12 protein-coding genes are annotated in these 11,143 nt (G+C 72.5%); 2 read left to right on the top strand and 10 right to left on the bottom strand.

Features of this window, described 5'->3' with window-relative positions; all coding sequences use genetic code 11:
* Nucleotides 1-22: 22 nt before the first annotated feature.
* The 3 genes from AA23TX_RS01525 to AA23TX_RS01515 all read right to left on the bottom strand — a co-directional run bounded on the left by AA23TX_RS01525 (nt 23) and on the right by AA23TX_RS01515 (nt 3,624).
* Entirely contained in the window at nt 23-1,081 is a 1,059-nt protein-coding gene (locus tag AA23TX_RS01525; protein ID WP_155540813.1) for a glycosyltransferase, read from the bottom strand.
* Between the two features lie 120 nt (nt 1,082-1,201).
* A complete protein-coding gene (locus AA23TX_RS01520) occupies nt 1,202-2,686 on the bottom strand; it encodes a serine/threonine-protein kinase (RefSeq protein WP_155540812.1) in 1,485 nt (494 codons plus the stop codon).
* Nucleotides 2,687-2,823: 137 nt separating this feature from the next.
* The gene (locus AA23TX_RS01515) at nt 2,824-3,624 is read right to left on the bottom strand and encodes an inositol monophosphatase family protein (RefSeq protein WP_155540811.1); all 801 of its coding nucleotides are present in this window, start codon (nt 3,622-3,624) and stop codon (nt 2,824-2,826) included.
* 29 nt (nt 3,625-3,653) lie between these two features.
* On the opposite strand from AA23TX_RS01515, the gene AA23TX_RS01510 reads away from it, so the two are divergent.
* A complete protein-coding gene (locus tag AA23TX_RS01510; RefSeq protein WP_155540810.1) occupies nt 3,654-4,352 on the top strand; it encodes a creatininase family protein in 699 nt (232 codons plus the stop codon).
* On the opposite strand, the gene ribA is transcribed toward AA23TX_RS01510, so the two are convergent.
* The 6 genes from ribA to AA23TX_RS01480 are packed head-to-tail and all read right to left on the bottom strand — an operon-like array spanning nt 4,341 to nt 9,344.
* Nucleotides 4,341-5,000 (bottom strand): GTP cyclohydrolase II, encoded by a 660-nt coding sequence (ribA, locus tag AA23TX_RS01505; protein ID WP_196425144.1) that lies wholly within the window; start codon nt 4,998-5,000, stop codon nt 4,341-4,343. The genes AA23TX_RS01510 and ribA overlap by 12 nt on opposite strands.
* On the bottom strand, nt 4,997-6,016 hold the full coding sequence (locus tag AA23TX_RS01500; RefSeq protein WP_155540809.1) for a lysylphosphatidylglycerol synthase transmembrane domain-containing protein: 1,020 nt from the start codon (nt 6,014-6,016) through the stop codon (nt 4,997-4,999). The genes ribA and AA23TX_RS01500 overlap by 4 nt, the downstream gene beginning before the upstream one ends.
* Nucleotides 6,013-6,891, bottom strand: a complete 879-nt coding sequence (locus tag AA23TX_RS01495) for a methyltransferase domain-containing protein (RefSeq protein ID WP_155540808.1) — start codon at nt 6,889-6,891, stop codon at nt 6,013-6,015. Before AA23TX_RS01495 ends, AA23TX_RS01500 begins: the two co-directional genes overlap by 4 nt.
* Nucleotides 6,888-7,955: a glycosyltransferase family 4 protein gene (locus AA23TX_RS01490; RefSeq protein WP_155540807.1), complete on the bottom strand. Its 1,068-nt coding sequence runs from the start codon at nt 7,953-7,955 to the stop codon at nt 6,888-6,890. The genes AA23TX_RS01495 and AA23TX_RS01490 overlap by 4 nt, the downstream gene beginning before the upstream one ends.
* Nucleotides 7,952-8,350 carry a 6-pyruvoyl trahydropterin synthase family protein gene (locus tag AA23TX_RS01485; protein ID WP_155540806.1) on the bottom strand — a complete coding sequence of 133 codons (399 nt, stop codon included), beginning with the start codon at nt 8,348-8,350 and terminating at the stop codon, nt 7,952-7,954. Before AA23TX_RS01485 ends, AA23TX_RS01490 begins: the two co-directional genes overlap by 4 nt.
* Nucleotides 8,351-8,381: 31 nt before the next feature.
* Entirely contained in the window at nt 8,382-9,344 is a 963-nt protein-coding gene (locus AA23TX_RS01480; protein WP_155540805.1) for a zinc-dependent alcohol dehydrogenase, read from the bottom strand.
* Between the two features lie 78 nt (nt 9,345-9,422).
* Between AA23TX_RS01480 and AA23TX_RS01475 the strand changes: the two genes are divergently transcribed.
* Nucleotides 9,423-10,184: a CDP-alcohol phosphatidyltransferase family protein gene (locus tag AA23TX_RS01475; RefSeq protein WP_155540804.1), complete on the top strand. Its 762-nt coding sequence runs from the start codon at nt 9,423-9,425 to the stop codon at nt 10,182-10,184.
* Here AA23TX_RS01475 and AA23TX_RS01470 read toward each other — a convergent pair.
* Nucleotides 10,181-11,140 (bottom strand): DNA polymerase domain-containing protein, encoded by a 960-nt coding sequence (locus AA23TX_RS01470; protein ID WP_155540803.1) that lies wholly within the window; start codon nt 11,138-11,140, stop codon nt 10,181-10,183. The two genes, AA23TX_RS01475 and AA23TX_RS01470, sit on opposite strands and share 4 nt — an antisense overlap.
* Nucleotides 11,141-11,143 lie beyond the last annotated feature (3 nt).

The following is an 11,143-nucleotide window of genomic DNA, read 5'->3' as shown; positions in this document are numbered from 1 at the left end:
GACGTCTTTCGGCGGAGCGCGGTCAGGCGACGATGCGGGGCTCGGAAGCCAACTTCGACAGCGCCTGCGTCAGACGCCGGGCCGCGGACTCCCACTCCTCCAGTGCGCTTCCCCGGCCCAGTGCCGCCGTTCTCAAAGACCGGCGCAGCTCCGGGTCCGCGTACCAGCGGTGCAGCGCGTCCGCCAGCGCGAACGGGTCGTTCGGTGGCACCAGCAACCCCGGCATCTCGCCGTCGGCATCCACGCCCAGTGCGTCGTACACCCCGCCGACCTCGGTGGCCAGTACCGGGATGCCGCGGGCCAGTGCCTGCGCTACGAACATGCCGGACGTCGCCGCGCGGGCCGGGATCACCAGCAAATCCGCCGCGTTGTACGCCGCGTTGAGGTCGACCGCGTCGCCCGCCAACGTTATGCGGCCGCCGAGGCCGAGCCGTTCGATGGACCAGCCGAGCTCGTCGACGTAACCCCGGTCGGCCTCCAGCGAGCCGGCCATGACGCAGGACAGCGCGAGGTGATCCACCTCGCCGAGGGCCTGGACCAGCAGGTCCTGGCCGTTGCGGCGGCTGACGTCGCCGACGCACAACAGCCGGGAGACGCCGTCCGCGCCCGCGGCGAGCGGCGCCGCGTCCGTGCCCGGCTTGGCCACGTAGACGCGGCCCGGGTCCAGGTCGTGGCGGTCGATCAGCAGGCGGGCGAGCCACGGGCTCGTCGCGACGACCATCCCGGCCATCCGCAGCGTCTCGCGCTCGCACGCGTCCAGCTCCGCCGCGTGTGACGGGTCGAGGCCGGGCTCGTCGGCCAGGGCCTGGTGCACCAGCACGGCCAGCCGCAGCCGGCGCGCGTGCGGCACGACGATCTCGGGCACGCCCGACGCGATCACGCCGTCGAGCAGCACCACCGTCCGGTCCGGCAGGGCGGCCAGGGATCTGGCCAGGCGACGCCGGGACGTCGCGTCGGGCTCGGGCCAGTCGCCGGCCATCGGCAGCTCCAGCACCGGCTGCCCGACGGCGGGCAGGTTCTGGCACATGCGCTTGTCGTACGTGTCGCTCCCCGGCGGTGCGGCCGGGAGGATGAACACCATCGGGTCGGCGGGCCTCATCGCGCGGGCCGGGGCAGGACGGTGGGACGGGACACGGCTACCTCCGGCGCGGTCGACGACGATGACGGCTCATCTGTCACACGCGGCCGGAGGCGAGACGGTTCAGCCTTGGGAGTCAATCATCCAAACGCCCTTCACCTGGACCATCGTGAAGGTGTCGGTCTCGGCCTTGCCACCGTCGTAAAGGACGGTCGCGGTCACCCTGCCGGGGCCGGCTTCCTTCACGTTGGTCGCGTTCACCGACTTGTACCGGCTCCAGAAGCTCTTGTACGTGTCGTACGTCTGGTGCCGGGAAGCCTTGAAGTTGTCCGTCAGGAGGTTCCACGCCGCCGGCAGGTTGCCGGGCAACAGCCGGTAGTAGGCCGAGAGCGCGTCCGCGGCGCTCGTCGTCGAGGACACCGGCGAGACCGGCGTCGAAGTGGAGGGCGCCGTGGTCGACGGGGTCGGGGAAGGCGACGGCGAAGGTGACGCCGATGGCGGAGGTGTCACGGACGCCGAGGTCGACGGCTGCGTCGCGGGCGGCGGGGCCGCGGTGTCCGTCGGCGCTTTCTGCCGCACGACCAGCAGGATCGCGACGACGACCGCGACGCACAGCAGCGCCGCGCCCGCCCCGACCGCGATCATGCCCTTGCGCGCGCCCGGCGACACGGTGGCGACTTCGCCGGCCGGCGGTACGGCGACGGTGGCCGGGACGGTCGGCACCGCGGCCGGCACGTCGGCGACCTCGGCCTCGGGGACCGTCGCCGCGAGGACCGACTCGCCCGGCTCCGCGTCCGTCAGCAGCGCTCGCAGCTCCTGCTCCACCTCGTCCATCGACGGCCGCTCGGCCGGATCGGTCGCGAGCATCCGCAGCAGCAGCGGGGTCAGCCGCTCCGCCTTGGTGGGCGGCTCGATCTCCCCGCTGGAGGCCTTGTAGAGCAAGGCGATCGGGTTGTCCGCCGTGCCGTACGGCGGCTGGCCCTCTACGGCGGCGTAGAGCGTGGCGCCGAGCGAGAAGACGTCGGCGGCGAAGTCCGCGTCCTCGCCGCGGGCCACCTCGGGCGCGAGGTACGCGGGCGTGCCGGCGATCTCGCCGGTCGCCGTCAGCTTGACGTCACCGATCGCGCGGGAGATGCCGAAGTCGGTGATCTTCGCCGTGCCGTCGTCGGAGACCAGGATGTTGGCCGGCTTCACGTCGCGGTGCACGATCCCGGCGCGGTGCGCGCCGGCCAGCGCCGAGCTGATCTGCGCGCCGACGCGGATGGCGTCGTCGACCGAGGCCGGTTCCTCGCCGATCAGCACGGCGAAGCTCTTCGACGGCAGGTACTCCATGATCAACCACGGCCGGTCCTCTTCCTCGAGGACGGCGAACACCGTGATCGCGTGGGAATGCTGCAGCCGGGCGGCGATCCGCGCCTCGCGCATCGCGCGGTTCTTCGCCTCTTCGGTGCGGTGCTCGTCGTGGTCGTGCGGCAGCAGGAGTTCCTTGATCGCCACGGTGCGGCCGAGCATTTCGTCCTGGGCCCGCCACACCGTGCCCATCGCCCCGCCGCCGATCGGCTCGAGCAGCCGGTACCGATCGCGGATCCGGCGACTTTCCACGAGCATCCACCATTCTCCGTACGTGCCTGCGAGATCCGGCCAGCATGCCAGGATCATCCGCCGGCCGGTACCAACGTAACCGAAAACCTCGGACGGACAGCGCAATCGCGCGCTGTGGCGCTGCCCACGGGGTACCCGGAATCCTAACGAACAACCCCGTACGCCCGATCAAGTGCGTCCAGAATCTCTTTGCGCAGACCGGCACCGACGGCGATCGTCGACGACGAACCGACCGTGTGCTCGCTGCCGTCGCGGTCCACGACGGCCCCGCCGGCCTCGCGCACGAGCAGCACACCGGCCATGGTGTCCCACGGGTTGTTGGACAGGATCAGTGCGGCGTCGAGCTTTCCGTCCGCCACCCAGGCGAGGTCGATCGCCGCAGTGCCGAGCATCCGGATCTTCTGCGCCCGCGCGCCGAGGTCGGACAGCAGCCGCAGGCGCGTCGCGTTCTTCTGTTCCGCCAGACGGCCGATCGCGAAGTCACCGACGGCGATCATGGCGTCCGACATTTCCGTCGCGACGGACGCGCCGACGCGCTCTCCGTTCGCGAAAGCACCTTCGCCGCGCGAAGCGGTGTACGTGACACCGAGGTACGGCAGGGCGATCGCGGCGACCGTGCTGTGCTCGCCGTCCACCAGGGCCAGGGAAATCCCGCAGAGCGGAATTCCGCGGGCGAAGTTCGCGGTGCCGTCGATCGGGTCGAGCGCCCACCAGCGGCCGCTGCCGTCGCCGCTGCGGCCGCGCTCCTCGCCCAGGACGCCGATCTCCGGCGTCTCGGCCGTGAGGAACTCCCGCAGCGCGTCCTCGACCGCCGTGTCGACGTCGGTCACCAGGTCGCGATCACCTTTCGCGGAAACGGAAAAAGTCGGGCGCGACCGGACGATCTCCGTCGCCTTCGCCACGGCTTCGCGCGCGACGTCGAGTAGTGCGGCATGCTCGCTCATGACTTCCAACCTAGTGAAGGGACGTACCCGTGACCGATCTCTTCCCGCTCTCGACCACGGCCGACGAGCAGCAGCGGGGCGCGGCGGTCGCGGTGCTGCCGGTCGGCAGCTTCGAGCAGCACGGCGCGCACCTGCCCCTGGCGACCGACACGGTCATCGCGGCGACCCTCGCGAAGGCCGTCGCCGGCGCCTACCCCGTGCTCCACCTGCCGCCGATCACGATCTCGTGCTCGCACGAGCACGCGGCGTGGACCGGCACGGTGAGCATCTCCGCGCGAACGTTGCACGCGGTGATCACCGATGTCGCCGCGTCACTGAAGGCGTCCGGGGTCGGGCGGCTCGTCCTGGTCAACGGGCACGGCGGCAACTACGTACTGTCCAATGTGGTCCAAGAGGCCGCCGGTGCGATGGCGTTGTTCCCCGGCGTCGCGGACTGGCAGGCCGCGCACACCGCGGCCGGCCTCCGGACGTCGCTGGACGACGACATGCACGCCGGCGAGCTGGAGACCTCGATCCTGCTGCACGCGCACCCGCACCTCGTGCGGCCCGGCCACGAGACGGCCGACCACGTCACCGACCGGGAGCACCTGCTGACGCTGGGCCTGCGGCCCTACACGGAGTCGGGGGTGGTCGGCCGTCCTTCGCTGGCGACCGCCGCGAAGGGCCACGTCGTGCTGGACACGCTGGTCCAGCGCTTCGCCGGCGTGCTCGAGGTGCTAGGCGCCTGAGAACGCCTGGCCCAGGTGCGGGAGCAGGTGGTCCATCCGTTCCGCCTTGGTCCGCAAGTACCGCAGGCTCTCGGGATTCGGCGGAACCAGCAGCGGAACCTGCTCGCTGATCCGGATTCCGTAGCGCGTGAGCTGTTCGACCTTGCTCGGGTTGTTCGACAGCAGCCGCACCGACCGGACCCCCAGGTCCTGCAGGATGCCCGCCGCCGCGTGGTAGTCGCGGGCGTCGACCGGCAGGCCGAGCGCCACGTTCGCGTCGACCGTGTCGAGACCCTCGTCCTGCAGCCGCATCGCCTTGAGCTTCGCGAGCAGGCCGATGCCGCGGCCCTCGTGGCCCCGGACGTAGACCAGCACGCCCGAGCCCTCTTCGACGATCCGGTCCAGCGCCGCCGCCAGCTGCTCGCCGCATTCGCAGTGCGTCGAGGCGAGGACGTCGCCGGTCAGGCATTCGCTGTGCACGCGGGTCAGCGTGCCCAGCTCGCTGATCTCGCCGTGGACCAGCGCGACCTGCTCGGTCCCGGCGCGGTCGAGGTAGCCGACCGCGCGGAAGGTCCCGTGCCGGGTCGGCAGCCGGGTGTCGACGACCCGCTCGACCACGGGCCGGTGCGGCAGACCCCCCGCAAGATCACTGACGTCGCTCGCGGTCATGACTTGAACCCCACTTCCGATTCGATCCCGGTGCCGGCCGCCATGCGCGGGGCGAGCGCGACACCGGTGTGCGGAGCGCGGGTCACGCGGAACCCGGCGACGCTCCGGACGAGCAGGACACCGGCGCCGGGCAGGCTCGCGACGAGCGTGAGCACGCCGTAGACCACAGCGACGGTGACACCTTGGGCGGCGCCCAGACCGGCCGCGCCGAAGAGCAGGGCGCAGACGCCCTCGCGCGGGCCGAAGCCGCCGACGTTGAGCGGGAGACCCATCGCGAGCAGCGCGAGGATCATCAGCGGCACGAGCTGCCCGACCGGCGCGCCCACGCCGGCGACGCGGGCGGCGACGACGAACAGCGCCAGGTGCCCGGCCAGCGTCGCGACCGACAGGAAGCCCACGCCGGGCCAGGTCTCCCGGGTGAACAGGCCGAGCCGCAGGTCGGCGAGCGTGACGGCGAAGCCACGCCGGACCTTCGACGGGCTGTGGATCCAGCGTCCGCCGAACACGCGCCCGGCGACGATCGCGGCGACCGCGGCCAGCACGACGACCACCCCGGTGATCGTCACGACCTCGCGGAACGCGCCGGGCACGACGTCCGGCGACACCAGCACGACGGCGACCGCGGACGCGATCAGCACGAGCTGGCCGGCGGTGCGCTCCAGGACGACGGCGCGCACGCCGCGCGGCACGTCGCCGGAGTCGCGGCCGTGCTGCACCGCGCGGTGGACGTCGCCGAGGACGCCCGCGGGCAGCACGCCGTTGAGGAACAGCGCGCGGTAGTAGTCGGCGACCGCGGTCCGCAGGGAAAGCCGCAGGCCGAGCCGGGTGGCGACGATCTGCCAGCGACCGGCGCTGAACAACGTCGTCGCGAAGCCGATGACCAGGGCGGCGAGCACGCCGGGCGGGTTGATCCGGCCGAGGCCGTCGAGGAAGGCGTCGCTGCCGAGCTGCCAGACGAGGACGCCGAGGATGGCGAAAGCGCCGAAGATCCGCAGCCAGGCCAGTGCGCGTTTCACGCCGCCACCTCCAGGCTCGGCGGCAGGACCAGCAGGTCGCCGTGGTGGATCACCGCGTGCAGCTCGCCGGCCTCGGCCATCTCGAGCCGGCGCTGCAGGTAGACGTCGGCGGCGGGGCGCAGCTCCGGCAGCTGCTCGACGGCGGCGCCGACCCACCCCTCGAGCCACTGCCGCTGTAGTTCGGCTTGGTCGGGCCCGAGCCGCCAGGCGCTCTCGGCGCGCACGACCGTGGCGCCGAGCCGGCCGAACGCGGTCGCCGCGACGTCCACCGCGGTGGGGCCGAGCAGCCGCCGGCCGCCGGTGAGCCGGCGCTGGTGGGCGTTGAAGGAGGACGAGAGGGCGGCGTCGAGCGGGTCGGCGGGCGACAGTTCCACCCGGCCGGTGACCGAAAGCATCAGCAGCGCCGCACAGCCCGCCTCGACGATCGCCCTGGCCAGCGCCGTGACCTCGGCTTCGGTCAGCAGATCGAGCAGGGCGGACGCGGTGACCAGCGACGTCCCGGCGAGGTCGGCGGCGCGCAGCGCGGTGACGTCCTGCTGCTCGGTGACGACGTCGACGGGGCTGCCGGCCAGCGCGGTGGACGGCAGGGAGGTGCGGGCGCGGGTGAGCAGGTCGGCGTCCTCGTCGTGCAGGATCCAGCGCTGGGGGCCGGGCAGGCGCGCGGCCAGCCAGCGGCCGAGCGAGCCGGTGCCGCAGCCGAGGTCGCGGATGACCAAGCCGCCGTCCGGCAGGTGGTCACGCAGCTCGTCGACGAGTTCGGTGGCGCGGGCCGCGGCGTCGGCGGGTTCCCGCAGGTACAGCCAGTCCGGGGCGAACGCGGCCGCTACGCTGCCGCTACGCGCAGTGCTGACTGATTCGCTCGCAAGCTCACTCATGCCGCCGCCTCCTGCCGCTGCAGGACTTCGGCGATCCGGCGGGCGGTGGCGTCCCAGCCGGTCAGGGTCTCGCGGCGCAGCTTCGCCGAGGCGCGCAGCCGCGTCCGCAGCTCCGGCTCGGTGAGCCAGCGGCGCAGGGCGGCGCCGAGCGCTTCGACGTCGTCGCCGGGCACGAGCATCCCGGGCACCGAGCCGTCCGGCGCGACGCCGACGGTGTCGGGCAGCGCGTCGACGTCGGTGGTCAGCACCGGCACGCCCCGGGCGAGGGCCTCGGTGACGACCATGCCGAACGTCTCGCCGCGCGAGGGCAGCACGAGCAGGTCGGCGGAGTGGTAGGTCGCGGCCAGCGCCGCGCCGGTGCGGGGGCCGGTGAGGGTGAAGCGGGCGCCGAGCCGGTGCTCGCGCAGCCGCTCGACGTACTTCGTCTCGCGCCGGATCCCGCCGACGCATTCGCAGGTCCAGCGCAGGTCGGCGACGGTTTCCAGGGCCTGGGCGAGCACGCCCTGGCCCTTGCGCGGGGTCACGTTGGCCACGCAGACCAGGCGGGACATGCCGTCGGTGCCGATGGCCGGCGGTGCCGGGTCGACGCCGGGCGGCACGGCGTGCACGCGGTGCGGGGCGAGACCGTGGTGGCTCACCAGCCGGCGCGCGGCCCACTCGCTGGTCGCGACGACCGAGCTCGCGGCCCGCAGCGTTTCGCGCTCGAGGGCGTCGAGCTCGGCGGCCAGCGCGGGCGGCAGGCCGGTCTCGTCGGCCAGCGGCAGGTGCACCAGCACCGAGAGCGACAGCCGGCGCGCCTGCGGGACGACGACCTCGGGCACGCCACAGGCGACCAGCCCGTCGAGCAGCACCGCGGACCCGGTGGGCAGCGCGGAGAGCAGGTGACCGAGGACCGCGCGGGCCTCGGTGTCCGGGCGCGGCCAGGAGCCGGAGACGGCGATCTCGTGGACGTCGAGGCCGGCGTCGGCGAGCCGGTCGCACATCCGGCGGTCGTAGGTGTTGCCTCCACTCGGGACGGACGCGTCGTCGACGTCCCCGGGGAGGATCACGTAGAGGCTGTTCACAGCGCACGCTCGTAACTCGCCCAGGCGACGTGCGATTCCTTCAGCGAGACGGCGATGCCTTCGAGGCCGCGCGCGCCTTCGCCGAGGCGTCCGGCGTGGACGGCGTCGGCGAGGCGGTCGGCGACGACCTTCGCGAGGAACTCGGTGGAGGTGTTGATGCCCTTGAACTCCGGCTCGTCGTCGAGGTTGCGGTAGTTCAGGTCGCTCAGCACCGCCCCGAGCTCTTCCGTGGCCTTGCCGATGTCGACGACGATGTTGTCCTCGTCGAGCTCGGCGCGGCGGAAGGTCGCATCCACCACGAAGGTCGCGCCGTGCAGGCGTTGCGCGGGTCCGAAGACTTCTCCGCGGAAGCTGTGGGCGACCATCACGTGGTCACGGACGGTGATGCTGAACACCAAGACCTCCGATGCGTTCGGGTGGACGTGGTCACTGCGGCTGATACATGACACGGAGGCAGAGGGCGGAAAGTTCATTCGTGGCCAACCTGGGTAACACGGACGGAAGATCTTCAAACACGCACTCGCCGCTGACCAGTGCTTCGAAGGCCGGATCGGCGAGCAGCTCGAGGGCGAGGCCGAGCCGCTGGGCGTAGTCCCGGTCGGGCCGCGCGACCGTCCCGACCTGGCTGCTGCGGATCGTCAGACGTCGCGAATGGAAGTTCTCCCCGAGCGGCACGCTCACCCGGCGGTCGCCGTACCAGGACAGCTCGACGACCGTCCCTTCCGGCGCGAGAAGCTCCAGCGCCTTCGCGAGCCCCGCTTCGGACGCGCTCGCGTGCACGACCAGGTCACAGCCGTCTTTCGCGGCTTCCGGCGTCGAGAAGTCGACCCCGAGGGCGTCGGCGATCCCGGCCCGCGAAGGGTCGACGTCGATCAGCTGCACGCGCGTGGCCGGGAAGCCCTGCAGCAGCTTGGCGACGCTGCAGCCGACCATGCCGGCGCCGATCACCGCGATCCGGTCGCCGAGCTTCGGCTGCGCGTCCCAGACGGCGTTGACCGCGGTCTCGACGGTCCCGGCGAGGATCGCGCGGCCGGGCGGAACGGCGTCCGGCACCGGCGTCACGGCGCTCGCGGGGACGACGTACGCGGTCTGGTGCGGGTAGAGGCAGAAGACCGTCTTGCCCTCGAGGTCGTCCGGACCCCGCTCGACGACACCGACGTTGAGGTAGCCGTACTTGACCGGGCCGGGGAACTCGCCCTCCTGGAACGGCGCGCGCATGACGTCGTGCTGGTTCGCCGGGACGCCGCCGCGGAAGACCAGGGTTTCGGTGCCGCGGGAGACGCCGGAGAAGAGCGTGCGGACGAGGACTTCGCCGGGTTCCGGCTCACGCAGGGTCACCGGGCGGAGGGCGCCTTCGCCGGGGCTTTGAACCCAGAAAGCCTGTTCCACGTGTTCTCCCTTGCAGGCGACCGGAGGCTGGTGTCGCCGCCACCTTATGAGCAGCCGTGCCGATTCGCGGAGTAAAAGATGATCAAGAACGAGGTTCTCCTACGCTCGGTGGCCCCGATGTCGGTGCTCGCCGCCGGGGCCTTCGCGAGCGGTGTCCTCGCCGTGGCGACCGGGCTCGCGTACGGCTTGGCGCTGGTGTTGCTGACGGGCTGGGGCCTGCGGCGCAGCGGCCGTGGCGCGTTCGGCCCGGCGGACTGGATCACGTTCGCCCGCGCGGTCCTGGTGGGCTGCGCGGCCGAGCTGATCGCGGCCGGCGGCCACCAGCTGTGGTGGCTCGTCGGGATCGTCGCGGTCGCGCTGGCGATGGACGGCTTCGACGGCCAGGTCGCCCGCCGCACGGGCACGGCGTCGGAGTTCGGCGCGCGGTTCGACATGGAGGTCGACGCGTTCCTGATCCTCCTGCTGTGCATCCAGGTGTCCCGGACCTTGGGGCTGTGGGTGCTGGCGATCGGCCTGATGCGGTACGCGTTCGTGGCCGCGTCGTGGGCGTTGCCGTGGTTGACGGCGCCGCTGTACCCGAGCATGGCCCGGAAGACGGTGGCCGCGGTGCAGGGCGTGGTGCTGGTGGTCGCGGTTTCCGGAGTCTTCGCGTCCGGGGTGACGTTCGCACTGGTGGTGGCGGCTCTGGGGGCGCTGGTGTGGTCGTTCGGCCGCGACACCGTATGGCTGGCCCGTCACCGCGTGGCGCCGTCGGAGCCGGGCCGGATCGTGGAGATCACCCGCACGACGCTGCGCCGCCCGCACGGCGCGGTCTGGCGCGGGCACAACCAGGCGGCTTAGCCGGACTCGCGAGCGGCCCGGGCCCGGCGCTTGCCCTCGTGCATCGCCACCACCCGGGCGATCGGGATCGTGTGCCCCTCCGCCACCAGGTCCTCCGGCAGCACGAACGGCTCGGGCATCTCCTCGGTCCAGGCGTCGGGCCCGGCACCCAGCAACCCCGGCGCGGTGTGCACGGTGAAGTCCCCCGGCTCGACCCCGTCGAGATCGGCCCAGCGCACGGGGAACGACACCGGTGCGCCCGGGCGGTGGCGGGGGCTGTACACCGACACCACCGTCGCGCCGCCCGCCCGGGTGGAATCCAGGAACACCTTGCCCGCACGGCGGTCCTTGACGAACTCGGTCGTCCCCAGCGACGGGTCGATGCGCTCGGCACGAGCCGCGACGGCCCGGGTGGCGGCCGCGATGTCCTCGGTCGACTGCCCCGGCGCGAGCGGCACGAAGACGTGGACGCCCTTGGAGCCGCTCGTCTTCACGGCGCCGTCGAGCCCGTCGTTGCGCAGCGCCTCGCGTACCAGCCCGGCGGCCCCGATGGCCAGGGAGAACGCCCCGTCCTCCGGCGGGTCCAGGTCGAGGATCAGGTGCGTCGGGCCGTGGCTCGGGTCGCCGCGGTAGAGGGACGTGTGGAACTCGATCGCCCGCTGGTTGCCGAACCAGATCAGCGTGCGGAGGTCGTTGCACAGCGCGTAGGAGACGTCCCGTTTGGACGTCTCGGCCCACACGCTGACCCGCTCGACCCAGTCCGGCGTGTACTTCGGCAGGTTCTTCTGCATGAACGGCCCCTGGCCGCGCAAGACCCGCAGCACGGTCAGCAGCCGGTCCCGCAGTTCGGGGAGCATCGGATCGGCGACGGCTTCGAGGTAGTCGAGCCACTCCCGCTTGGTCACCCCGGCGCCGGGGAAGACCTCCTGGTCGAGACTGCTCAGCTTGACGCCGTGGCGAACCTCGTCGCTGCTCATCGG

Source organism: Amycolatopsis camponoti, assembly GCF_902497555.1.
GTDB classification, from domain to species: domain Bacteria; phylum Actinomycetota; class Actinomycetes; order Mycobacteriales; family Pseudonocardiaceae; genus Amycolatopsis; species Amycolatopsis camponoti.
The sequence above is the reverse complement of the archived record's forward strand: the minus strand, read 5'-3'. Positions and strand labels throughout refer to the sequence as shown.

Bases quoted from the DNA above. Each gene is read 5' to 3' on its own strand.
- ribA (WP_196425144.1), bottom strand. From the start codon at position 5,000: ATGACCGCGAGCGACGTCAGTGATCTTGCGGGGGGTCTGCCGCACCGG.
- AA23TX_RS01520 (WP_155540812.1), bottom strand. From the start codon at position 2,686: ATGCTCGTGGAAAGTCGCCGGATCCGCGATCGGTACCGGCTGCTCGAG.
- AA23TX_RS01470 (WP_155540803.1), bottom strand. From the start codon at position 11,140: ATGAGCAGCGACGAGGTTCGCCACGGCGTCAAGCTGAGCAGTCTCGAC.
- AA23TX_RS01525 (WP_155540813.1), bottom strand. From the start codon at position 1,081: ATGGTGTTCATCCTCCCGGCCGCACCGCCGGGGAGCGACACGTACGAC.
- AA23TX_RS01475 (WP_155540804.1), top strand. From the start codon at position 9,423: ATGATCAAGAACGAGGTTCTCCTACGCTCGGTGGCCCCGATGTCGGTG.
- AA23TX_RS01515 (WP_155540811.1), bottom strand. From the start codon at position 3,624: ATGAGCGAGCATGCCGCACTACTCGACGTCGCGCGCGAAGCCGTGGCG.
- AA23TX_RS01495 (WP_155540808.1), bottom strand. From the start codon at position 6,891: ATGAGTGAGCTTGCGAGCGAATCAGTCAGCACTGCGCGTAGCGGCAGC.